General features: G+C 70.9%; 21 protein-coding genes. 13 read left to right on the top strand and 8 right to left on the bottom strand.

What is annotated here, in order from left to right; all coding sequences use genetic code 11:
• Positions 1–34: 34 nt before the first annotated feature.
• Positions 35–898 carry a DMT family transporter gene (locus AB0G15_RS20075; RefSeq protein ID WP_362841706.1) on the bottom strand — a complete coding sequence of 288 codons (864 nt, stop codon included), beginning with the start codon at positions 896–898 and terminating at the stop codon, positions 35–37.
• Positions 899–956: 58 nt separating this feature from the next.
• Between AB0G15_RS20075 and AB0G15_RS20070 the strand changes: the two genes are divergently transcribed.
• From AB0G15_RS20070 to AB0G15_RS20055, 4 genes are all read left to right on the top strand, one after another.
• Entirely contained in the window at positions 957–1,535 is a 579-nt protein-coding gene (locus AB0G15_RS20070; protein ID WP_362841703.1) for an XRE family transcriptional regulator, read from the top strand.
• Between the two features lie 270 nt (positions 1,536–1,805).
• A complete protein-coding gene (locus tag AB0G15_RS20065; protein WP_362841701.1) occupies positions 1,806–2,939 on the top strand; it encodes a polysaccharide deacetylase family protein in 1,134 nt (377 codons plus the stop codon).
• Between the two features lie 189 nt (positions 2,940–3,128).
• Entirely contained in the window at positions 3,129–3,650 is a 522-nt protein-coding gene (locus AB0G15_RS20060; protein ID WP_362841699.1) for a sigma-70 family RNA polymerase sigma factor, read from the top strand.
• A complete protein-coding gene (locus tag AB0G15_RS20055) occupies positions 3,647–4,099 on the top strand; it encodes a hypothetical protein (RefSeq protein WP_362841697.1) in 453 nt (150 codons plus the stop codon). Before AB0G15_RS20060 ends, AB0G15_RS20055 begins: the two co-directional genes overlap by 4 nt.
• Here the strand turns inward: AB0G15_RS20055 and AB0G15_RS20050 are convergent.
• The gene (locus AB0G15_RS20050; protein WP_362841694.1) at positions 4,041–5,480 is read right to left on the bottom strand and encodes a hypothetical protein; all 1,440 of its coding nucleotides are present in this window, start codon (positions 5,478–5,480) and stop codon (positions 4,041–4,043) included. The genes AB0G15_RS20055 and AB0G15_RS20050 overlap by 59 nt on opposite strands.
• Positions 5,481–5,629: 149 nt before the next feature.
• On the opposite strand from AB0G15_RS20050, the gene AB0G15_RS20045 reads away from it, so the two are divergent.
• Positions 5,630–6,286: a response regulator transcription factor gene (locus AB0G15_RS20045; protein WP_362841692.1), complete on the top strand. Its 657-nt coding sequence runs from the start codon at positions 5,630–5,632 to the stop codon at positions 6,284–6,286.
• Between the two features lie 2 nt (positions 6,287–6,288).
• On the top strand, positions 6,289–7,437 hold the full coding sequence (locus tag AB0G15_RS20040) for a HAMP domain-containing sensor histidine kinase (RefSeq protein WP_362841690.1): 1,149 nt from the start codon (positions 6,289–6,291) through the stop codon (positions 7,435–7,437).
• A 93-nt stretch (positions 7,438–7,530) separates the two neighbouring features.
• Here AB0G15_RS20040 and AB0G15_RS20035 read toward each other — a convergent pair whose 3' ends face one another.
• Positions 7,531–8,154 (bottom strand): superoxide dismutase family protein, encoded by a 624-nt coding sequence (locus AB0G15_RS20035; protein ID WP_362841686.1) that lies wholly within the window; start codon positions 8,152–8,154, stop codon positions 7,531–7,533.
• A 224-nt stretch (positions 8,155–8,378) separates the two neighbouring features.
• Positions 8,379–10,232: a translational GTPase TypA gene (typA, locus tag AB0G15_RS20030; protein WP_362693557.1), complete on the bottom strand. Its 1,854-nt coding sequence runs from the start codon at positions 10,230–10,232 to the stop codon at positions 8,379–8,381.
• A 222-nt stretch (positions 10,233–10,454) separates the two neighbouring features.
• On the opposite strand from typA, the gene AB0G15_RS20025 reads away from it, so the two are divergent.
• The 3 genes from AB0G15_RS20025 (at position 10,455) to AB0G15_RS20015 (ending at position 14,692) form a co-directional block, all read left to right on the top strand.
• A complete protein-coding gene (locus tag AB0G15_RS20025) occupies positions 10,455–11,240 on the top strand; it encodes an alpha/beta fold hydrolase (RefSeq protein ID WP_362841683.1) in 786 nt (261 codons plus the stop codon).
• A 75-nt stretch (positions 11,241–11,315) separates the two neighbouring features.
• A complete protein-coding gene (gene pta / locus AB0G15_RS20020) occupies positions 11,316–13,358 on the top strand; it encodes a phosphate acetyltransferase (protein ID WP_362841680.1) in 2,043 nt (680 codons plus the stop codon).
• Positions 13,355–14,692, top strand: coding sequence for an acetate kinase (locus AB0G15_RS20015; protein WP_362841677.1), 1,338 nt, complete (start codon positions 13,355–13,357; stop codon positions 14,690–14,692). The genes pta and AB0G15_RS20015 overlap by 4 nt, the downstream gene beginning before the upstream one ends.
• Positions 14,693–14,932: 240 nt before the next feature.
• On the opposite strand, the gene AB0G15_RS20010 is transcribed toward AB0G15_RS20015, so the two are convergent.
• Complete coding sequence (locus AB0G15_RS20010; protein ID WP_362841674.1) at positions 14,933–16,366, bottom strand: aldehyde dehydrogenase; 1,434 nt, start codon at positions 16,364–16,366, stop codon at positions 14,933–14,935.
• A 459-nt stretch (positions 16,367–16,825) separates the two neighbouring features.
• Here AB0G15_RS20010 and AB0G15_RS20005 point away from each other — a divergent pair, with 459 nt between their 5' ends.
• On the top strand, positions 16,826–17,737 hold the full coding sequence (locus tag AB0G15_RS20005) for a hypothetical protein (protein ID WP_362841671.1): 912 nt from the start codon (positions 16,826–16,828) through the stop codon (positions 17,735–17,737).
• Between the two features lie 94 nt (positions 17,738–17,831).
• Here AB0G15_RS20005 and AB0G15_RS20000 read toward each other — a convergent pair whose 3' ends face one another.
• Genes AB0G15_RS20000 through AB0G15_RS19990 form a run of 3 tightly spaced genes read right to left on the bottom strand, consistent with a single transcriptional unit; the run spans position 17,832 to position 18,779 of the window.
• A complete protein-coding gene (locus AB0G15_RS20000; protein WP_362841669.1) occupies positions 17,832–18,203 on the bottom strand; it encodes a PIN domain-containing protein in 372 nt (123 codons plus the stop codon).
• Positions 18,204–18,239: 36 nt separating this feature from the next.
• Positions 18,240–18,476, bottom strand: a complete 237-nt coding sequence (locus AB0G15_RS19995) for a hypothetical protein (RefSeq protein WP_362841666.1) — start codon at positions 18,474–18,476, stop codon at positions 18,240–18,242.
• 30 nt (positions 18,477–18,506) lie between these two features.
• The gene (locus AB0G15_RS19990; protein ID WP_362841663.1) at positions 18,507–18,779 is read right to left on the bottom strand and encodes a hypothetical protein; all 273 of its coding nucleotides are present in this window, start codon (positions 18,777–18,779) and stop codon (positions 18,507–18,509) included.
• 113 nt (positions 18,780–18,892) lie between these two features.
• Between AB0G15_RS19990 and AB0G15_RS19985 the strand changes: the two genes are divergently transcribed.
• The 3 genes from AB0G15_RS19985 to AB0G15_RS19975 all read left to right on the top strand — a co-directional run bounded on the left by AB0G15_RS19985 (position 18,893) and on the right by AB0G15_RS19975 (position 21,502).
• Positions 18,893–19,204: a hypothetical protein gene (locus tag AB0G15_RS19985; RefSeq protein WP_362841661.1), complete on the top strand. Its 312-nt coding sequence runs from the start codon at positions 18,893–18,895 to the stop codon at positions 19,202–19,204.
• A 717-nt stretch (positions 19,205–19,921) separates the two neighbouring features.
• Positions 19,922–20,542 carry a DinB family protein gene (locus AB0G15_RS19980; RefSeq protein ID WP_362841658.1) on the top strand — a complete coding sequence of 207 codons (621 nt, stop codon included), beginning with the start codon at positions 19,922–19,924 and terminating at the stop codon, positions 20,540–20,542.
• 219 nt (positions 20,543–20,761) lie between these two features.
• The gene (locus AB0G15_RS19975) at positions 20,762–21,502 is read left to right on the top strand and encodes a hypothetical protein (RefSeq protein WP_362841655.1); all 741 of its coding nucleotides are present in this window, start codon (positions 20,762–20,764) and stop codon (positions 21,500–21,502) included.
• The last annotated feature ends 206 nt before the right edge of the window (positions 21,503–21,708 follow it).

Here is a 21,708-nt window from a genome sequence, read left to right as displayed (position 1 = left end):
CCCCAACACAACAGAGTCAGCCGGCGACATCGTGTCAACCGGACGCGATCAGCGCGACCGCGGCGAGAGTGAAGCCGATTCCCACCACCTGCACCGTGTTGAGCCTTTCCCCCAGGAAATGACGGGCGAGCAGCAGGGTGCTCGCCGGATAGAGCGAGACCAGGACGGCGACGAGGCTGAGCATGCCGCGCTGCTGGGCGAGCATGAAGAGCACGTTGGCGGCCATGTCGAGCACACCGGCCGCGAAGATGACGCGCAGCGTGCCGGGCCCGGGGCGCAGGGCCCGGCCCGTGGTCAGGGCCAGCAGGGCGATGAAGGCGACCGAGGTCAGGCGCGCTCCGAGCAGTGGCCACATGCCGCCGTCCACCGGAGCCTGGGCGATGATGACGAAGAAGCCGCCGAAACCCGCGCCCGCGGCGAGCGAGGCCAGGATCGGGCCGTACCCCCGGGTGACCTTCCTGTCCGAGGAGCCGCGGCTCACCAGCAGGACCGCCAGCAGCGCGAGGACCACCCCGCCCAGCGCGACCGGCTCGGGGCGCTCCCCGACGGCCAGCCCGAACAGCACGGGCAGCGCCGCCGAGACGGTCGCGGTGATCGGCGCGACCACCGACATCACGCCGGTGGCCAGCGCCCGGTAGAACAGCACGATCCCCGCCGTGCCGCAGAGCCCGGAGACCGCGCCCCAGGCGAGGGCCGCGGCCGTGGGTCTCTCCGGCAGGAACGGCAGCAGCGCGGCGATCACGACCAGTCCGGCGACCTGCGAGAGGACCACCACCGCGAGCACCCGCGACCGGCGGGTGGCCAGACCGCCGAGGAAGTCCGCCGTGCCGTACACCAGCGCGCAGGCGGTCGCCAGCACCACAGCCGTCACGTTCCACCTCGGTTCAATAGACTGCACTGGTAGGACAATATATGAAGTGCAATGGAGTGCAAAACGAGTTCACTAGACTGAACTCATGGATCCAGAGACGATCACCGCCGCGGTCGCCAACAACGTGCGGGCACAGCGGGCGCACCGGCAGATGACCCTCGACGAGCTCGCCGCGCGCTCGGGAGTGAGCCGGGGCATGCTCGTCCAGGTCGAGCAGGGCAGGACGAACCCGAGCATCAGCACGCTCACCCGCATCGCCGACGCGCTCGGGGTGACCGTCGCGCGGATGGTGGAGGTCTCCGACACGCCCGTGGTACGGGTGGTCAGCGGTGCCGACGTCGTCACCTTCCCGCACGGGAAGTCCAGCACCGCGCGGCTGCTGGTCGGCACCGACGCGCCCGCCATCCTGGAACTGTGGGACTGGCGGCTGGCCCCCGGTGACCATCACGACGGCGACGCCCACCCCCCGGGCACGCGCGAGATGCTGACCGTCCTCGAGGGGTGTCTCACCCTTTCCGTGTACGGCAAGAGCCACCTCGCGGAGGCGGGCGACGCGGTCGTGTTCAGCGCCGACCGGCCGCACAGGTACGCCAACGAGGGGGACACACCGCTGCGGTTCATGATGGTCGTGACCGAACCCCGGGAGACGCCCGACCGCTCCTGACGCTCCTGGCGCTCCTGAGGGGACGTGTGACCCGCGACCGTCCCCTTCGTCTTCGAGGGACGTCACTCCTCTTTGAGGGACGTCACCGACCTCCTGTCTCCGGGGGACGCCGCCGAATCGCCCGCCTGGTTTGGGAGCTTTAAAGCTTTAACTGGCCGCATCGGATGAGACATGGTCACCAGGGTGCGCATCTCGCCGGATGTGGCGTGAAGTGGCGCGTCGGTACGGGCAATCGGCCGTTGATGTCCCATCCTGGTGGAATACCCGGTCATGATCTTGCGGGGGGACCCGGCCGGGCCGCTCGCCGTCCCCGCGGCGCTTTCGGGGGGAAGCATGCGGGTGTGGCGGGTGTGGGTCGTGCCGGTGGCGTCGCTGTTCGCGATCTGGGGCTGCACCTCCCCGATCGCCCTGGTGGGATCGGTGGAACCGGCGACCGTGACACCCGCCGTCCTCGCGGGGTCCGCCGGGTTCGAGGAATTCGAGGAATTCGAGAAACCCGCGGCGACCGGCGGCCGCGTCCCTGAGGCGTCCCCTCTCCCCGACGTGCCTGCCGCCCCCGGTACGGACGCTGTGCCCGGTGCGGATGCCGTGCCCGGCGCGGGTGGCCGGCCCGTGCCCGCCGCGCCTGACGGGTCCGTGGCCGCGGCCGGCGCTCCCCCCGGCGGTGAACCCTCGTCGTACGCCCCCGCGCGGCCCGCCCCCGCCCCTGCGGTCGCCCCCGGGCTCGGACCCGGCGCGGTACGGTCGCACTGGGCGCGGGACGACCTTCCCGTCTCCCCCCGGGCGCGCCGGATCGACTGCGAGCGGATCAGGTGCGTGGCGCTGACCTTCGACGACGGGCCGGGTGCCTACACCGAGCCGTTGCTCGACATCCTCGCCGGGCACCGGGCCAGGGCGACCTTCTTCGTCGTCGGGCGCATGGCCTTCGGGAACGGCGAGAGCACCCTGCGCAGGATGGTGGCCGAGGGGCACGAGCTGGGCAACCACACCTGGGACCACCCGCAGCTGCCCCTGCTGTCACAGGCCGCGATCAGGGAGGAACTGGGCCGTACCCAGTGGCTCGTCAAGCGGGCGACCGGGGTCACGATGATCCTCATGCGCCCGCCGTACGGGCTGACCGACTCCAGGGTCGCCGCCGAGAGCCGCCAGCTGGGGCTCGCCCAGATCCTGTGGGACGTCGACACGCTCGACTGGCGTGACCAGGACCCCTCGGTCGTCGCCCGGCGCGCGACCGAGGCCGGGCCGGGTTCCATCGTGCTGATGCACGACATCCACCGTTCCACGGTCCAGGCCGTTCCCCGGCTGCTGGACGAGTTCGCCACCAGGGGCTACCGGTTCGTGACGCTGTCCGAGCTGTACGGTGGGCGTCCCGCACCGGGGAGGAAGTACTACGGCAGCCCTTGACGGACGCGGCGGGCCCGCTCCCGCGCCCGGCCGGAGAAGCCTGGCCGGAGAACCCGGCGGAAAGCCCGGCTGGAGGATCTCGCTGGAGGGCCGGTGAAGGGCTCGCTCGGAGGATCGGTGGGAAGACCGGCGGAAGAGGCGTGAACCCGCGGGGCCCGTTTCCCGACTGTCCTGAGCGAGGAGGACAGGGTGACTGACGAACTGCTGGTGGTCCGGTGCCGGCTCGGTGAGCGCGAGGCGTTCGCCGAGCTGGTGAGGACCTGGCACGACCCGGTGTGGAACTACGTACGGCGCATGCTGGGGCCCTCGCGGGCCGACGACGTGGCCCAGGAGGTCTGGGTGGCCGTGGTGCGCGGGCTGCCGCGCCTGAAGGAGCCCGGCAGGTTCGCGCCCTGGCTCTTCACGATCGCCAGGCGCGCGGTGGCCGACCGGCTCCGCGAGGAGTACGCCAGGCCCGAGGTCCCGGCGGAGGAGGAGCGGGTGTCCGCCGACCCCGCCGACGCCCTCGTGGACCGCGCCGGCCTGCTCGCGGGCCTGTCGGGGCTGCCGGTCAGGGAGCGGGAGGTCCTCGTGCTGTTCTACCTGCAGGACCTCTCCCTGGAGGACTGCGCGCAGATCTGCGCCGTCCCCGCCGGCACGGTCAAGTCGCGCCTGTCCCGCGCGCGGCGCATGCTGCGCGACCAGCTCACGGAGAGGGGATACCAAAGATGAACCCCGATGACATGATCGGCAGGCTGTCGGGCCCGCTGTCGCTGCGCCGCCGGATCGGCAACGTCGTGGCACTGCTCGGCGGCCTGGGCGGGGCGCTGTTCATCGGCCTGCTGTGGGCCACCGAGCCCGCCCTGCCGGGCCGTACGCACCTGGCCTTCGGCGCGCTGGTCGCGCTCGGCCTTGCCTGGGCCGGTTACGGGGCCTGGGCGCTGACCCGCAGGACGCCGTTGTTCGCTCTGGACCGGGTGATCGCCGCCTGGCTGGCGGTGGCCGCGACGGGCCTGCTGACGGCGGGGACGGCCGCGGTCGCGGCCACCAGGGGCACCTGGGCGGGTACGGCGGGGGTCGCCGTCGCCGCGACGCTGGCCGTGCTCGCGGTGACCCTCCTGCTCAGGGCCCGTGCCGACCGGGCCGCCCTGCTGCGGCGCAAGCGCGAGCTCGGCGGCTGAGGCCCGCCACGGCCAGGGCCGCCGCGAGGCAGGCCAGGGGGATCGAGGGCAGCACGTAGCGGTGGTCGAAGTCCAGCACGGCGACCGGGGCGAGCAGCAGGAAGACGGCCGCCGCCCACGGCAGCAGGGCCGGGCGCCGTCGCCCGACGGCTCCGAGGCCGCCGAGCAGCAGGAGCGCGCCGAGCAGCGGGCCGTGCAGGACGCCGGGGTAGGCGTACGAGCCCAGGAGGCTCGCGTAAGGCTCGACCGACGACATCCCCCGGATGTCGCCGTCGTACTCGCGACGCACCTGGTCGATCAGCGGGAAGGCGGGCAGCGGCCAGGAGCCGACGGGGAACGTCAGGGCGGGGGAGACACGCAGGGGGTGGCGGACCGGGGTCGGCGCGAAGGTGAGCGCGGTGTCGCGGGCGACCTCGCGGAGGTAGTCCAGCGGCTGCGCGGCGATGGCGCGCAGCGCGAAGGACCTGGCCAGGTCGTTGTGGGCGAACCGGCCCCCCGGCAACCTGTTGAGCGAGGCACCGGGAGCCCATACGTACTCGGAGGCGGCGTCGACGACGGTGCCGTTCGGGCAGAGAACCGCCTCCCGGGCCGGTGGCCTGATCACCGAGCAGTCGGCGAACGTCATCGTGCGGGCCCACAGCGCCACGCCGTCGGAACCGCTGAGCGCGAACCGCCCGTGGTGCTGCTGGTACCAGGCCCCGTACGCGGCCAGCGGCAGCAGCCCGGCGACGGCCAGTGCCACCACTCGCCGCCGGCCGGCCCGTCGCAGGAGCAGGTGGAGCAGGACCAGCCCCAGCAGTGGCACCGCGACCGTGCGGGTGAGCCCGGCCAGCGCCAGCAGCAGGCCCGTCACGGCGACCGCCCGCGCCGACGGCACGGCCCGCCACATCAGCACCGTCAGGGCGCCGGTGATGAGGAAGATGAGCTGGGTGTCGGAGAGCACGGCGTGTTCGAGCCTGAGGAAGGCGGGGTTGAACAGCACGGGCAGGGTCGCCAGGGTCGCTCCCCACCAGGGAAGCGAGTGGCGGCGCAGCACCAGATAGATCATCAGGCCCGTGCCGAGGCCCATGGCGTGCTGGACGCCCGCGACGAGTTCCACGCTGTGGAAGGGCAGCAGCAGCCGCAGCAGGAAGGGGTACCCGGCCGGGTGGAACGCGCCGGAGGGTGCCAGGTGGACGGCCGTGTTCAGGTAGGTGAAGGAGTCGTACCAGTAGAGCTGGGCGGTGTCGTAGCCGAGCATGACGAGGGCACGGAGCCCCGCCGCCAGGACGATCACGACGACGAACGGCCGGTGGCCGCCGAGGGCGCGGAGCCGGTCGCGCGGCCCGCTCCCTTCGGGCGTGGCGGGCAGGGTCCGGACTCCGCCAGGTGAGATGAGCATGGACGGTCCCCCGTTCCGGGGCCGGGAGATTCCCGGCACGGTGGGAGCAGTCCAGCGATCGGCCGATAACCTTGCCGTCACCGAATTCGGTTACGCCCGCGTTATGCCGTCTGTGAAACGCTGACGCGATTCGGGGCAAGGGGGGCGTCTTGCGGGTGTTGGTCGTCGAGGACGAGGTGATGCTCGCCGACTCGATCGCGGAGGGGCTGCGCGGGGAGGCGTTCGCCGTCGACGTCGCCTACGACGGGGAGGCCGCGCTGGAACGGCTGCGGCTCCACGAGTACGACGTGCTCGTCCTGGACCGGGACCTGCCGGGCGTGCACGGTGACGACGTGTGCAAGGCCGTGGTCGCCGAGGGGGCACTCGTGCGGATCATCATGCTCACCGCGTCGGGCGACGTGCGCTCACGGGTGGCGGGCCTGTCCCTCGGCGCCGACGACTACCTGCCCAAGCCGTTCGCGTTCGAGGAGCTGACGGCCCGCGTGCACGCGCTGGGCCGCCGGGTGCGGCCCGCCGACCCGCCGTTGCTGGAGCGGGCGGGCATCAGCCTGGACCGGGCGCACCGGCAGGTGTTCCGCGACGGGCGCTACGTGCCGCTCGCCCGTAAGGAGTTCGGCGTGCTGGCCGAGCTGCTGCGCGCCGGTGGGGCGGTGGTCTCCAGCGAGAGGCTGCTGGAGAAGGTGTGGGACGAGCACACCGACCCGTTCACCAACACCGTGAGGACGACGATGATGAAGTTGCGCCGCAAGATCGGCGAACCGGCGGTCATCGAGACCGTCACGGGAGTGGGATACCGCATTCCATGAGGATGAGCGTTCGTTTCCGGTTCGCCGTCGCCTGCGGCACGGTGGTCCTCTATCTCGGCGTCATCATGGTCGCGGGACTCGCCTTCCTCGTACGGCAGAGCCTGGAGCCCCGCGACGGATTGCGGCATCCCCGATACATGCAGGTGGCGGGCATCCACTACGGCCCGGAAGATCACGAGTACCGGGTGGCGGAGCAGCGGGTCGCACAGGTCAGGCGCATCTACCAGGCCGACACGATCAGCAGCGTCCTCACCGTGGGCGGCTTCGCGGTGCTCGCGGCCGCAGGGATCGCGGCGGCGACCGGCTGGCGGGCGGCGGGCTGGACGCTCCGCCCCGTCAGGGAGGTCACCGCGAGCGCGCGGTACGTCGCCCAGAGCCACGACCTCACCGGGCGCATCACCTACGACGGGCCGGACGACGAGTTCAAGGAGCTCGCCGACATCGTCGACACCATCCTTGCCCGCCTGGCCCGTTCCTTCGACGGCCAGCGGCGCTTCGTCGCCAACGCCTCCCACGAGTTGCGCACCCCGCTCACCATCAACCGCACCCTGGTGGACGTGGCGGTCCGGCGGCCCGACGCGACCGAGGACGTCAGGCGGCTCGGCGAGTCCCTGCTGCTGGTCAACACGCGCCACGAGAGGCTGATCGACGGCCTGCTCGCGCTGACCGAGGGGGAGCAGGCGGTCCTCGACCGCCGTCCCTTCGACCTGACCGACGTGGTCGAGCACGTGCTCGACCTGGCGGGCGAGGAGGCGGAGGAGCGCGAGGTGACCATCCACCGGCTGCTGGACCCCGCGCCGACCGCCGGTGAGCCGGTGCTGGTCGAAAGGCTCGTGCAGAACCTCGTGGAGAACGCGATCCGGCACAACCACGGCGGCGGCCAGGTGTGGGTGTCCACCCGGCAGCGCGCCGACCGGGTGGAACTTGTGGTGGCGAACACCGGGTTGCCCGTCCCGCCCTACGAGATCGAAACGATCTTCGAGCCGTTCCGGCGGCTCCACGGGGACCGGCTGCGCTCCGATCGCGGCAGCGGCCTGGGGTTGTCGATCGTCCGGGTCGTCGCCGAGGCCCACGGCGGCACCGTGACCGCGAGCTCCCGCGAGGAGGGCGGCCTGACGATCACCATCGAGCTGCCGCGCGAGAGCCCCTGACGCCCGGCCGCCGGATGCCCGCGGGGACCACCGGTTCCTGTCGGGCTGCCGCGCGAGAGCTTCTGACGCCCGGCCGCCGGGTGCCCAGGGGGATCACGGGTTCCTGGTGATCACACCGCAGGCGATGCGCCCGCCGGAGTCTCCGGCCTTGAGGGTCTCCGCGTCCGGGCCGGTGCCGCCGGGGTGGCGGTAGCGGTCGGGGATGTTGGAGTGGTTGTCCGGCAGGGCGTGGACGACGATGGAACTGCCGTCGGCGTCGAAGAGCTGCCCCACCTGGAAGCGGTCGGTCACGACGGTCGTCTCGCCGGTGCCGTCGGCGGCGACGAGGAGGTTGGGCAGGTCGCCGGAGTGCCCGCTGTGCTTGACCGGCGGGATGGTGAAGTGCGCGCCCGCGCTGGCGAAGGGGCTGCGGGTGACCGGGTCGATCGCCCTGGGGTCACAGACGCCCTTCATGTGGACGTGGAAGCCGTGGTAGCCGGGGCGCAGGCCGCGGACGGTGACCGCGAGCCTGGACTTGCCGCCCGGCTGCTGGTCGATGCGCAGGGAGCCGACGTTCTTCCCGGCCGCGTCCTTGATGACGGCCTCGGCCGACGCCTGGGGCGCCGGCGACGCCGGCCCCGGAAACCGCGATGTCGCCTGGGCGGCCGGGACGGTGCCGGCTCCGGCCGCCACCGTCCCGAGCGCGACGGCCAGGGCGAGACAGGTTCTGTGAAGCATGAGAGATCCCCCCGTACGAGTCCTGGGCTCCCCGCGGTGGCGGGGAGCGGCCAGTACAGGGTTCCTACCCCAGGTGGGGGCGGCTACCGGGGGCACCACGCCGTCTCGCCGGGCAAAGCCGTGCCGTGCGGGCCGCGACGGACGAGGAAGCCGTACGGGACGGGACCGTCCCGCCGGGTGTGCCCGGCGGGACGGTGCGGATCGACGTGGAGCGGTGCCGAGGGTCAGTTGGTCCGCTTGGCGCGGGCGGTGGTCCGGGCGCGGGTCGAGGCGTCGAGGACGACCTTGCGGATGCGCACGTTCTCCGGGGTGATCTCCACGCACTCGTCCTCGCGGATGAACTCCAGCGCCTGCTCCAGCGAGAGCTGGCGCGGCGGGATCAGCGTCTCCGTCGTGTCGCTCGTCGAGGAGCGCATGTTGGTGAGCTTCTTCTCCTTGGTGATGTTCACGTCCATGTCGTCGGACCGCGAGTTCTCACCAACGATCATGCCCTCGTAGACCTCGGTGGTCGGCTGGACGAACAGGACGCCGCGCTCCTGCAGGTTCAGCATGGCGAACGGGGTCACCGGGCCCGGCCGGTCGGCGACCAGCGAGCCGTTGTTGCGGGTGCGCAGCTCGCCGAACCACGGCTCGTAGTCCTCGAACACGTGGTTCACGATGCCGGTGCCGCGGGTCTCGGTCAGGAACTCGGTCCGGAAGCCGATCAGACCGCGGGCCGGGACCACGAACTCCATGCGGATCCAGCCGGTGCCGTGGTTGGTCATGTGCTCCATACGGCCCTTGCGGACCGCGAGCAGCTGGGTGATCGCCCCCAGGTACTCCTCGGGGCAGTCGATGGTCACCCGCTCGACCGGCTCGTGGACCTTGCCGTCGATGACCTTGGTGACGACCTGCGGCTTGCCGACGGTCAGCTCGTAGCCCTCGCGGCGCATCTGCTCGACCAGGATGGCCAGCGCCAGCTCGCCACGGCCCTGCACCTCCCACGCGTCGGGACGGTCGGTCGGCAGGACGCGCAGCGACACGTTGCCGACGAGCTCCTTGTCGAGCCGGTCCTTGACCATGCGGGCGGTGACCTTGGAACCCTTGACCCTGCCGACCAGCGGCGAGGTGTTGGTGCCGACGGTCATGGAGATCGCGGGCTCGTCGACCGTGATGAGGGGCAGCGGGCGCGGGTCCTCGGGGTCGGCGAGGGTCTCGCCGATCATGATGTCCGGGATTCCGGCGATCGCGATGATGTCGCCGGGACCCGCCTCCTCGGCGGGCTTGCGCTCCAGCGCGTCGGTCATCAGCAGCTCGGTGATCTTCACCCGCTGGATGCTGCCGTCGGTGCGGCACCAGGCGACCTGCTGGCCCTTCTTGATGGTGCCCTGGTGGACGCGGCAGAGCGCGATCCTGCCCAGGTAGGACGAGGCGTCAAGGTTGGTGACGTGCGCCTGCAGCGGGGCCGTCGGGTCGTACACCGGGGCCGGGATCGTGTTCTTGATGACCTCGAACAGCGGCTCCAGGTCCTCGGAGTCCGGCATCCCGGCGTCCTCGGGACGGTTGAGCGAGGCGCGTCCGGCCTTGGCCGAGGCGTAGACGATCGGGAAGTCGATCTGCTCCTCGGTGGCGTCCAGGTCGATGAAGAGCTCGTAGACCTCGTCCACGACCTCCTTGATCCGGGCGTCGGGGCGGTCGACCTTGTTGATGCACAGGATGACCGGCATCTTCGCGGCGAACGCCTTGCGCAGCACGAACCGGGTCTGCGGCAGCGGCCCCTCGGAGGCGTCGACCAGCAGCACGACGCCGTCGACCATGGACAGGCCCCGCTCGACCTCACCGCCGAAGTCGGCGTGGCCGGGGGTGTCGATGATGTTGAGCGTCATGCCGCCGTGCTTGACGGCGGTGTTCTTCGCGAGAATGGTGATCCCCTTCTCGCGTTCGAGGTCGTTGGAGTCCATGACGCGGTCGTCCACGTCCTGGTTGACGCGGAAGGCGCCCGACTGCCAGAGCATGGCATCCACGAGAGTGGTCTTGCCGTGGTCGACGTGCGCGATGATCGCGATGTTCCGCAGGTCGTCGCGGCTGTTCAAAGGCATGATGGAGTCTCACTCTGTGATCGTGGAGGCTGGCCGCGGACTGTGCGGCCTTCCCATTTTAGTTGATCCGGACAATCGCTCTCACGCCTCCGGCAGATGAAGTGCGCCAATTCACCCTCCGGACACCTCTCCGGCCCTCCCGACGGGGCCCGACGACGACCCGTGGCAGGTACGGCGGACCGGGCCGCGGCAGGGCCACAGGCACTCCCTAAGCTCGGATCCATGCCTCTCGCACCGTCGTTTCCCGTCATGCTGAAAACCCGGGACAACCTGCGGATAGACGCCGCCCACACCCCCTCGCGCGGCGCGGACGACCTCGGGATCGTCCTGGCCCACGGGTTCACCGGATCGCTCAGGGAACGCGCCACGCGCCGCATCGCCCACGTGCTCAGCGGGTTCGGCGGGGTGGTGGCGTTCGACTTCAGGGGGCACGGCCGCTCGGGAGGCCGGTCGACCGTGGGAGACCTGGAGATCCTCGACGTGGACGCGGCGGTACGGCACGCGCGGACGGTCGGCTACCGCAGGGTCGTGACCGTCGGGTTCTCCATGGGCGGGGCGGTGGCCGTGCGGCACGCGGGGGTGATGGGCGGCCCGGACGCGGTGGTGTCGGTGAGCGCCCCCGCGCGCTGGTACTACCGGGGGACCAGGCCGATGCGCCAGGTGCACTGGGCGATCGAGCGGCCGATGGGGCGGCTGGCCGCGCGGCTGGGCAAGCGCACCCGGATCGTGAAGGGCGTGTGGGACCCGCTGCCGCTGGCGCCGTACGAGGCGGCCGCGAAGATCTCGCCGGTGCCGCTCCTGGTCGTGCACGGCGACGCGGACCGGTTCTTCCCCCTCGACCACGCGTACCAGATCTACGAGGCCGCCGACGAGCCGAAGGAGCTGTGGATCGAGCCCGGCTTCGGCCACGCGGAGTCGGCGGCCACCCCGGAGCTGGTCCGCCGCATCGGGAGATGGGCCGCGGCCCGTTCCGGTCACCCGGAAGATGTCTATCCTCGTGAAGATTGACCGTATGCCTCGTGAAGATTGACCTGATGGCGATGCCGATGTGACGGCGGCGGGCAACGGCGAGGAAAGGGACACATGCGGAGCATCTACGTTGCGGGTCTTGGGCGGGGAGACGGCAGGCAGATCGTCGAGCTCGGCCTGATGGAGCTGCTGACCGGGCGGGCCGACCGCACGGGGGTCTTCCGGCCGATCACCGGGGGCGGCGAGGACCGTACCCTGGAGCTGCTCAAGGCCAGATACCGCCCCGCCGCCGCGGCGACCGGGGTGACCGCCGAGGACGCCGCGGAGATCTACGCCGAGCGAGGCGCCGAGGAGCTCATCGGCCGCCTGGTCGGCCGCTTCCACACCCTGGAGCGCGAGTGCGACGCCCTGCTGGTGCTCGGCAGCTCCTTCGACACCGACGACCTGCCGCGCGAGCTGGCCTTCAACGCCCGCCTGGCGGCCGAGTTCGGCGCACCGGTGATCGTGGTGGTGGGCGCGCACGGCGACGACGCCGAGGAGATCGCGACGGAGATGCGTACCGGCTACCAGGTCTTCTCCGACCTGGGCTGCACGGTGCTCGCGGTGATCGCCAACCGGGTGCCCGAGGGCACGGTCATCGAGTGCGACCTGCCGGTGCCCTTCTACGCCGTGCCCGAGCACCCGTCGCTGTCGGCGCCGACCGTCGGGCAGGTCATGCGGGCGGTGGACGCCGAGCTGATCCAGGGCGAGGACGGCCTGTCGCGCGACGTGCTCGGGTTCGTGTTCGGCGGCGCCACGCTCCCGGTGTTCCTGGAGCACCTCGTCGACGGCGCGCTCGTGATCACGCCGGGCGACCGCGCGGACCTGCTGCTGGTCTCGCTGGCCGTCGAGGCGGCCGGTACGGCGCGACCGGCCGGGGTCGTCCTCACGGTGGGGGAGAGGCCCAGCGAGGCCGTACGGGAGCTCACGGCCCGTCTGGCGCCCGGCGTGCCGGTGCTCGCGGCCGAGGCGGACAGCTTCACCGTGGCGACCACCCTGGCCGGGCTGGAGGGAAGGCTCACCGTCGACAACCCGCGCAAGATCGCGACGGCCCTCGGCCACTTCCAGGCGCACGTGGACGCGGCCGGTCTGGCCGACAGGATCGAGCTGACCCGCTCCGAGCGGGTCACCCCGATGATGTTCGAGCACACCCTGCTGGAGCGGGCACGGGCCGACCGGCGGCACATCGTGCTGCCGGAGGGCGAGGACGACCGCATCCTGCGGGCGGCCGACATCCTCCTGCGGCGCGGCATCGTCGACATCACCCTCCTCGGCAGGGAGGACGTGGTGCGGCGGCGGATCGGCGACCTCGGCCTCGACCTGTCGGGCGTGACCGTCGCCGACCCGCTCACCTCGCCGCTGCGGGAGTCGTTCGCCGAGGAGTACGCCAAGCTGAGGGCGCACAAGGGCATGACCGCCGAGCTGGCCCTGGACGTGGTCGCCGACGTCAACTTCTTCGGCACGATGATGTTGCACCGGGGCCTGGTGCACGGCATGGTCTCCGGGGCCGCGCACACCACGGCCGCCACGATCCTGCCCGCCTTCCAGATCATCAAGACGGTCCCCGACACCTCGATCGTCTCCTCGGTGTTCTTCATGTGCCTGGCCGACCGTGTCCTCGTCTACGGCGACTGCGCGATCAATCCCGACCCCGACGCCGAGATGCTCGCCGACATCGCGATCTCCTCGGCCCGCACGGCGAAGCGGTTCGGCGTGGAACCGAGGATCGCGATGCTGTCCTACTCCACCGGCGAGTCGGGCAGCGGCGCCGACGTCGACAAGGTCCGCGCCGCCACCGCCCTGGTCGCCGAGCGGGCGCCCGACCTGCTGGTCGAGGGGCCCGTCCAGTACGACGCGGCGGTGGACGCCAGGGTCGCGGCCGCCAAGCTGCCCGGGTCACAGGTCGCCGGCCGGGCGACCGTGCTGATCTTCCCCGACCTGAACACCGGCAACAACACCTACAAGGCCGTGCAGCGCTCGGCCGGTGCCGTCGCGGTCGGGCCGGTCCTGCAGGGGCTGCGCAGGCCGGTCAACGACCTGTCGCGCGGAGCCCTGGTCACCGACATCGTGAGTACCGTCGCCATCACCGCCGTACAGGCGCAGGAGGTCACACCTTGAGCGAGCGAGGCGCGCGGACGGCGGGGGCCTCCGGACGGAGCGACGACGAGAGCGCGAGCGGCGCCCCGGGGCACCGCCCCGGCCCGGACCGCTCGGACCGGGAGGGCTCGAACGGCCCGGACGATCCGAACGGTTCGAGCGGCCCGGACCGGGGGAGCGGCCCGAACCGGGACGGGGAGCCGGGCGGGGAGGGCCTTCCCGGACGGGTGCTGGTCCTCAACTCCGGGTCCTCCTCGCTGAAGTACCGGCTCCTGTCCGGCGCCGAGCGGCTGGCCTCGGGAACGGTGGAGCGCATCGGCGAGCCCGGCTCCCCGGCACCCGACCACCGGGCGGCACTGGAGACCGTCGCGGCCCGGCTGGCCGCCGACGGCCTGGGGCTCGACTCCCCCGAGCTCACCGCGATCGGGCACCGGGTGGTGCACGGGGGCACGGCCTTCACCCGGCCCACGCTGATCACCGACGAGGTGGTCAGGGGGATCGAGGAGCTCGTCCCCCTCGCGCCCCTGCACAACCCCGCCAACCTGGCGGGCATCGAGGTCGCCCGGCGGCTCCGTCCCGACCTGCCGCAGGTCGCCGTCTTCGACACCGCCTTCCACGCCACGATCCCCCCGGCCGCCTCGACGTACGCGATCGACCGCGAGGTGGCCGCGCGGCTGGGTGTGCGGCGCTACGGCTTCCACGGCACCTCACACGCGTACGTCTCCCGCCAGGCCGCCCTCCTCGCGGGCCGGCCCGAGGCCAACGTGATCGTCCTGCACCTCGGCAACGGGGCCAGCGCCTCGGCGGTGTCCGCCGGGCGGTGCGTGGACACGTCCATGGGCATGACCCCGCTGGAGGGCCTCGTCATGGGGACCCGCAGCGGCGACCTGGACCCGGCGGTGGTCCTCTACCTGGCGCGTACGGGAGGCATGTCCCTCGACGAGATCGACGCGCTGCTCAACCGCCGCAGCGGCATGCTCGGTCTCTGCGGCGACAACGACATGCGCGCGGTGACCGAGCGGGTGGCCGGGGGCGACCCGGACGCCGAACTGGCCCTGTCGGTCTACTGCCACCGGCTCCGCAAGTACGTCGGCGCCTACTACGCCGTCCTCGGCACGGTCGACGTCATCGCCTTCACCGGCGGGGTCGGGGAGAACTCCGCCCTGGTCAGGGAGAGGACGCTGGCCGGTCTCGGGGCGCTCGGCATCGCCGTGGACCCGGTACGCAACGCGCGGGGCGACACGCTCGTCTCCGCCGGCGGCGGGGCCGTGAGGATCGCGGTGATCCCCACGGACGAGGAGTTCGAGATCGCCCGGCAAACTCTTTCCGTCGTTTCCCGAACCAATCGCGGATAAAAGACGTCTACCACGACAGCGGATGAATGAGATCCGCCGGGAGAAGTCCGCGGGACCCGAACCATCGCTCGGCGCTCGTCGTGGGACATACTTCTTGTGGTCGGATGGTCGCCCAGCGTCGCGGGGGTGCGCTGGGCGGTCCGTCCGGCGGTGTGCCGGTACGGCTCGTGAGAGCCGTACCGGCACACCTGAACGCCACGACCGGCCCCGCCGCGCGCCTGGACCGGTCCGTGGAGCACCTCAGCCCAGGCGGGCGATCGACTTGTACTCCAGGTAGGACGACAGTCCCTCCGGGCCCAGCTCGCGGCCGAGGCCGCTGCCCTTGAAGCCGCCGAAGGGCGAGCTGTTCTCGATCATGAAGAGGTTGACGCCGTAGGTGCCGGCGCGCACCTGGCGGGCGACGTCCATGCCGTGCTCGGTGTCGGCGGTCCACACCGTCCCGGCCAGGCCGTAGTCGCTGTCGTTGGCGATCCGGATCGCGTCCTTCTCGTCCTCGTACGGGATCACCGCCAGGACCGGTCCGAAGATCTCCTCGCGGGCGATGCGCATCTCGTTGGTGGCTCCCGCGAAGACGGTCGGGGCCACGTACCAGCCGCGGTCGTAGGGGCGCTCCAGGCCGCCGACGACCGGCTTGGCGCCCTCGTCGATGCCGATCTTGATATAGCCCTCGACCCGCTCCTGCTGCCGCTTGGCGACCATCGGGCCGATGCCGGTCGCCGGGTCGGCCGGGTCGCCGACCTGCATGCCCCGCACCATCGCCGAGACCGCGTCCACGACCTCGTCGTAGCGGCTGCGCGAGGCCAGGATGCGGGTCTGGGCGACGCAGGCCTGGCCGTTGTTCATCAGCGAGGCGATCGACAGGAAGCCCATCGCGGAGGGCAGGTCGCAGTCGTCCAGGATGATCGCCGCGGACTTGCCGCCCAGTTCCAGGGTGCAGCGCTTGAGCTGCTCGCCGCAGATCGCCGCGATGCGCCGCCCTGCGGCGGTGGAACCGGTGAAGGCGACCTTGTCCACGCCCGGGTGGGAGATCAGGTACTCGCTCGTCTCGCGCCCGGCGGCGACGATGTTGACGACGCCGTCGGGGATGCCCGCCTCCTTGACCATCTCGGCCAGCAGGTAGGAGTCGAGCGGGGTCTCGGGCGCGGGCTTGACCACGATCGTGCACCCCGCGACGAGGGCCGGGGCCAGCTTGATCATGATGACGAACTGCGGGACGTTCCACGGGACCACGGCGGCGACCACGCCCACCGGCTCGCGGCGGACGGTCACGGTGCCGAAGGTGCCGGGGCGCTCCTCCTCGACGGGGAAGGTCTTGCCCAGCTCGGCGTAGTACTGGAGCATGCCGAGCGGCTGCGGGGCCTGCGCCAGCTGGGAGAAGGTGATCGGAGAGCCCATCTCCAGGGTGATGAGCTCGGCCATCTCGCCCTGGCGGGCCGCGTAGATCTCGGCGAGCCTGCCGACGACGGCCGCGCGCTCGGCCATCGTCATCCGGGGCCACGGACCGTGGTCGAACGCCTGGCGGGCGGCTGCCACCGCCCGGTCCATGTCGGCGGGGGTGCCGTCGGGAACCCGGCCGACGACCTCCTCGGTATGAGGGGAGACGACGTCGATGATGCCGGTCCCGGCGGGGGCCACCCAGTCGCCTCCGATGAAGAGCGTGTCGTGCTGGCGCATGATGTGTTGCCTCCTGGTGGGCGGGCCAGAGTCGCGATTCTCGGACGGTTTCATCCGCTGGGCAGGGCGCCACGCGCCCCACCGCTGCTTGAGACCGAATCATGTTCTGTCGCTGATGACAAGGGTGGCCGGAGGCTTCGTGCCTCGATCCGGGACGTCTTCGCGCCTTGGGTTGAAATACCCCCGGGTCTTGGGCTGAGACGTCTTCATGTTGTGAGGTGAGACGCCCTCGTACCGTGAGCCCGGGCTGTCTTCGGCTCGCGAGTGGCGTGGTGCGTTCTGTGCGAGGATTCTCCAGAGTGACAGGAGTGACATGTACCGCAGTAGTTGGTTAAATCACCCTAAAGAGGTTGATAGTTCACCAATGGTGCGCGGGTTCCTTCGTTCCGGTGGCGAGCTTCAAGATCGTCTTCTATAGTTTCGCTCCGTCCATGAGGGGGCTCCGGAGGTGAGCGAAGCGTGAGGCCGACTCGCGCAGCCGCATTGGCTGCCGCACTCACCGTGCTACTCCTGTCGCCCGCCGTCGCCGGGGCCGCCCCCCTCCAGGTCGCCAAACCCAGCCCCGAGGCCGAGCTCAAGAAGCTGACCCAAGAGGCCGCCGCGATCAACAAGAGTTACCGCGGCCAGGTGCAGAGCCTGGAGGAGACCCGGGTCCAGGCCAGCAAGGCCACGACCAACGCCAAGAGCCTCAGGCGCGCCCTGGCCAACGCCGAGACCGACGTCGTGCGCTTCGCCCAGACCACCTACATGGGCGGCGCCCTCGACGACGGCAACCTGCTGAGCTTCCAGGGTGACGCCAACCTGGCCCTCGGCCAGGCCGCGACCATGTCCTACCTGGCCAGCCGCCGCGCCACCCAGCTCAACCGGGTCAAGGACCTCATCAAGAAGGCCAAGGCCGCGGAGAAGTCCGCCGACACGAAGATCGTCAAACTCAAGAAGGACATCGCCGACCTCAAGCGGCAGCGGGTCAGGATCGAGAAGCTCCTGGCCAAGTACGGCTTCCAGACCCCCTCGGGCAGCGGCGGCCTGACCCCCCGCACGATCACCATGCGCAACCTCGTGCTGCAGAACTTTCCCATGCCGTACGGCTACGGCTGCCTGCGCCCCGGCGACCCCGGCGACCACGGCAGCGGCCGGGCCTGCGACTTCATGATGAGCTCCGGCGGCAGCGTCCCCGCGGAGGACGCCCTGGACCGCGGCAACCGCCTCGCCCAGTGGGCCATCGACAACGGCAACCGCCTCGGGGTCATGTACATCATCTGGCAGCAGAAGTACTACGACGTCCGCACCGGCGCCGGATGGAAGATGATGTCCAACCGAGGCGGCAACACCGCCAACCACATCGACCACGTCCACATCTCGATGTTCTGACGTGATCGGTTTCACCGACACCGTCGATCCGTCGGTGAGACCGCCAATGTGGCTCCATGGCCGGTGAGGTGCGTGTCACGAATCCTGTACCGGCTTACGGCAGCAGTGTGAAGTGCCCGCCTCGCGCGTTTTGCACCGCTCCGAAGTGACGGTGGTCGATGGTGGCGATTTCCGGGACGCCCAACCTTTCCGCGACTGCGATCACGGCGGCGTCCACCGCCCCCAGGGGGAAGTTCGCGTACTTCACGACCAGGATTTTCATTCTGGCGATGTCAACGGTGGTCAGTGGCTCCATGGTCAACTCGCCGTCCACGATGGACTGAAGGAAGTCGGCCTCCGCGGCCGGTACCCGTGACTCCAACAGCCGGCAGACTTCCGCCAGCACCGGTCCAGGCAGGATCAGCGGGCCCGGATGAGTTTCGAGGAGATCAAGCCAGCGGTCGTGATCCTGGTCTTTCCGGTTCATCGCCGCGTACAGGGGGGCCGGTGTCACAGATGAGCACTAGCCGGTCCGGAACCTGTTCAGAGGGATCTCTTCCGAGCGTTGAGCACTGTCCGGCTCGTCGGTGATGATTCCGGCGAACGACAACCGACGCCGCCGACTTTGTGCTTGGGCGACGGGGGCCGGTTCGTTCTCGACGAGTTGCAGAGCGACGGCACGCAAAGCGCGGGCCTGGTCCAGTGTCAAGCGGTCAACCAGGCGGTGCAGGTCGTCGTACTCCTCGGGTGCCGCGCTCATACCGGTGAGTTTACGCTGACCTGAAGATCATCAACGGTCGGAGGGGATTTCGAGACTGTTGTCTCGTGGCTGGTGGGCCTGTGACCGGGCCACTGGAGGGAAGTGGCTGAATCGCTCCGGTAAAGTCGGGGCGGTTCGATTCGGCTCGTGACCGAGGGAGTCGTCCAGGGTGGGCATCACCTCGAAGTACCGGTCGAGCATGCACACCGTCACCCAGCCGTCGGCGCTGATCCCGCCCACCTGGCACGCACCGTGGCCGCCCTGCGGAAGGGGCACGGCCGCGACGTCTCCGACCTTCACCATGGCCGGGAAGATAGCAACCGCCTATGACAAGATCGCATTTCGTCGGCCGGGCTGCTCGCTCCCGCCTCCGGGCTCCTCGTGGAGGTGAGGCCGTGGAGAAAGGAGCTGATGAGGTGAGGTACTTCCGGCGAGGGTGGGACGAGAATCGGGGAGATGAGTACGCGAGCTGGGGAACGTCCACGTTCTACCTGGCGCTCGATGACGAGGGGTATGCCCACGTGCAGGTCGAGGCCTACGCCGACGGCACGGTGATCGCCTATGACGCGGAGCACGACGAGGACCGGTACGGCGGCCTGACCTACGCTCAGCTGGAACTCGACGAGTTCGCTCCGTACGAGATCGGCGAGCGTGAGTTCTTCGAGGATCTGGGCCGCCTGCGACCGATGAACCTGCGGGCCGGTCGATCGTGGCCGCCCGGCGGATGACGCCCTTGTCGCGTCGCCGTCCGGTGAGAGCACGAAAACCAGCGAGAAGTGACGCGGGTCGTACGGCGTCGGTGTGCTGCTCGGAAGGTTGGCAGCGGGCCGGTGTACACGGACGTCCGGACGGTACGTCAGCTGCCGGTGCCGTCGCCCGGCCTTTGCGCGCGGGAGGGGCGGGGGTGTGTGGCAGCGACGTCGAGCAGTTCCGGGAGCGTGCCCTCGAACGCCGGTAGCAGTTCCAGCAGTGCCGGCCAGAACCCCGTCGGCGCCGACCGCGCGGCCGTGTCGAACAGCCGAGCGCGGTGATCGAGGAGGTCGTCGCCGTGCTTGCCCTCGGACGGGGGCGCGGGGGTGGGCAGCGTGGAGACGTACTGGAGGATTCGCCTGGCGGGGCTACTCCTCGCCAGCAGTTCTTCGGAGGTGAGGAGACTCTCGCGGCCCGGATCCGGTGGAAGAGACCCCAGGGGTTGTGGATGTGGCGCGGCGCGGTCACGGTGGTGCGCGCAGCCGCCGGGCTCTGGCCGGCCGGCATGGGAAGCAGGGCGGCCTGCACGTGCGACTAGCTCCGCCTGCGACCCTTCGCACGTCCGGGGAGAGCAGTCCCAGCATTCGGGTGCCGATGTTCGATATGTTGTGATTTTTTCGCGATTCAGGTCAGAAAGTGACCTCTATCCGGCCTAACGTGGGTCCTGACCGACGGAACAACGGAAGGCGAAGACCGTGAGCGAGACCACGACCGTTGAAGAGCTGACCACCCGCGACATCACGGACGCGCCCGTCGCCGCCGAGATGCCCGCCGCCACCGGTGAGCCCGCCGCCGGTGTGCCCGCTGTCACCGGCGAGCGTGCCGACCTGCTGGCGATGCTGGCCAAGCACCGGCACTTCCTGCGCTTCACCACTCGCGACCTCACCGACGAGCAGGCCGTGCTGCGGACCACCGCCAGCGAGCTGTGCCTGGGCGGGCTGATCAAGCATGTCGCGGCGGTCGAACGGAACTGGGTGGACTTCATCCTGGACGGCCCGTCGGCGATGGGCGACTTCGCCACCATGACCGAGGCCGACTGGGCCCGGAGGGCCGACGAGTTCCGGATGCTGCCCGGCGAGACGCTGGCCGGTGTGCTGGCCGGCTACGCCGAGGTCGCTCGACGGACCGACGAGCTGGTCGCCGGCCTGCCCGGGCTGGACGCCACCCAGCCGTTGCCGGAGGCCCCGTGGTTCGAGCCCGGCGCGCGGTGGTCGGCCCGCAGGGTGCTGATACACATCATCGCCGAGACCGCCCAGCACGCCGGCCACGCCGACATCATCCGCGAATCCCTCGACGGCGCCAAAAGCATGGGCTGACACCTCGGATCGAACGTCTTGGGAAGGCTGGGGCGAGCCGGTTCGCCGGGCTGTGCCGCCCCCGCCGCCCCCGCAGGGCTCGACCGGCCGCGGGCGCGGGAAGGGTCCTCGCGACGAGGCCGGCGCGCGACGTCCGCCTGCCGGGGAAGCGCCTGACCTCGGACGATGCCAGCTGAACCACCTGGGGGAAAAGTACGTTTATGGGGCATGAGACTACGAATGACCCTGCTTGTCGCACTGTTGTCGCTGACCGCGGCCTGTGGAGGAGCGGGAGCGGATATGTCGGCGACCCCGGCCGATGACGGGCCGGCGAAGCCGGTCGCCCTGTGGGGTTCCGAAGGCGGGTTCGTGACCGCGACCACGAACGTGCTGCGCCCGCCGAGGGTGGTGCTGTACGGCGACGGCCTGGTGATCGTTGACGCGCGCAGGCAACTGAGGCTCACCGGTGCCGAGGTGGACGAGACGGTCGCGTCGATGGAGAGATACCTGACCGGGCAGCCGCCGACCGCGACGCCCAGGCCGGGCGCGCCGATGGTGACGGACGTGCCGGCCACCGTCCTCGGGGTACGGGGGAAGGACGGGAAGATGCTGGAGGTCCGGGTCCCGGCCCTGGACCAGGTCGCGGGCTTCTACCCCAAGGAGCTCTCGGACGCGAAGAAGCTGATGGACGGCCTGGCGACCCGGGCCGCGGCCTCGGGCACCGACTACGTCGCCACCCGCGTCCGGATGGTCGCCGAGGGGGCCGCGTCGGCGGAGGGCACGCCGGCACCGTGGCCCGCGGGGGTCCCGGAGCCTTCGGGCACGGTGGACCCGGTCTGGCGCAAGGACGTCGAGGGGGCGGCGGTGAAGGCGATCACCAAGGCGGTGCCCGCCGGGCCGGAGCACAGCAGGTCACTCTTCAAGACCGGTTCGGGGGCGCTCTTCGTGCTCTCCTGGCGGTACCTGCTGCCTGACGAGTAGCGAGAACGGCAGGGGCCGATGACGGGGCGCGCGGCGGCCCCGTCACTCCGCCCGGCCGGAACCGCGCCCCGGCCGGAACCGTACTCCGGCCGGAACCGCGCTCCGGCCGGAACCGTACCTCGGCCGGAACCGCACCCCAGACGGAACCGCATCGGCGAGACGGGCGCCCGAGGTGCGGTCGGGGGACCACGGGGCGTCGGGGTCGT

Source organism: Streptosporangium sp. NPDC023825, from assembly GCF_040639575.1.
Classification (GTDB): Bacteria; Actinomycetota; Actinomycetes; order Streptosporangiales; family Streptosporangiaceae; genus Streptosporangium.
Note: the sequence above shows the minus strand (reverse complement) of the source record. Positions and strands in the feature narration are given on the sequence as shown.

What these genes read in the sequence shown, in the direction of transcription:
- AB0G15_RS20070 (WP_362841703.1), top strand. Translation starts at nt 957, where the DNA reads ATGGATCCAGAGACGATCACCGCCGCGGTCGCCAACAACGTGCGGGCA.
- AB0G15_RS20065 (WP_362841701.1), top strand. Translation starts at nt 1,806, where the DNA reads ATGATCTTGCGGGGGGACCCGGCCGGGCCGCTCGCCGTCCCCGCGGCG.
- AB0G15_RS20055 (WP_362841697.1), top strand. Translation starts at nt 3,647, where the DNA reads ATGAACCCCGATGACATGATCGGCAGGCTGTCGGGCCCGCTGTCGCTG.
- AB0G15_RS20050 (WP_362841694.1), bottom strand. Translation starts at nt 5,480, where the DNA reads ATGCTCATCTCACCTGGCGGAGTCCGGACCCTGCCCGCCACGCCCGAA.
- AB0G15_RS20040 (WP_362841690.1), top strand. Translation starts at nt 6,289, where the DNA reads ATGAGCGTTCGTTTCCGGTTCGCCGTCGCCTGCGGCACGGTGGTCCTC.
- AB0G15_RS20035 (WP_362841686.1), bottom strand. Translation starts at nt 8,154, where the DNA reads ATGCTTCACAGAACCTGTCTCGCCCTGGCCGTCGCGCTCGGGACGGTG.
- typA (WP_362693557.1), bottom strand. Translation starts at nt 10,232, where the DNA reads ATGCCTTTGAACAGCCGCGACGACCTGCGGAACATCGCGATCATCGCG.
- AB0G15_RS20025 (WP_362841683.1), top strand. Translation starts at nt 10,455, where the DNA reads ATGCCTCTCGCACCGTCGTTTCCCGTCATGCTGAAAACCCGGGACAAC.
- pta (WP_362841680.1), top strand. Translation starts at nt 11,316, where the DNA reads ATGCGGAGCATCTACGTTGCGGGTCTTGGGCGGGGAGACGGCAGGCAG.
- AB0G15_RS20010 (WP_362841674.1), bottom strand. Translation starts at nt 16,366, where the DNA reads ATGCGCCAGCACGACACGCTCTTCATCGGAGGCGACTGGGTGGCCCCC.
- AB0G15_RS20000 (WP_362841669.1), bottom strand. Translation starts at nt 18,203, where the DNA reads ATGAACCGGAAAGACCAGGATCACGACCGCTGGCTTGATCTCCTCGAA.
- AB0G15_RS19995 (WP_362841666.1), bottom strand. Translation starts at nt 18,476, where the DNA reads ATGAGCGCGGCACCCGAGGAGTACGACGACCTGCACCGCCTGGTTGAC.
- AB0G15_RS19990 (WP_362841663.1), bottom strand. Translation starts at nt 18,779, where the DNA reads ATGGTGAAGGTCGGAGACGTCGCGGCCGTGCCCCTTCCGCAGGGCGGC.
- AB0G15_RS19975 (WP_362841655.1), top strand. Translation starts at nt 20,762, where the DNA reads ATGACCCTGCTTGTCGCACTGTTGTCGCTGACCGCGGCCTGTGGAGGA.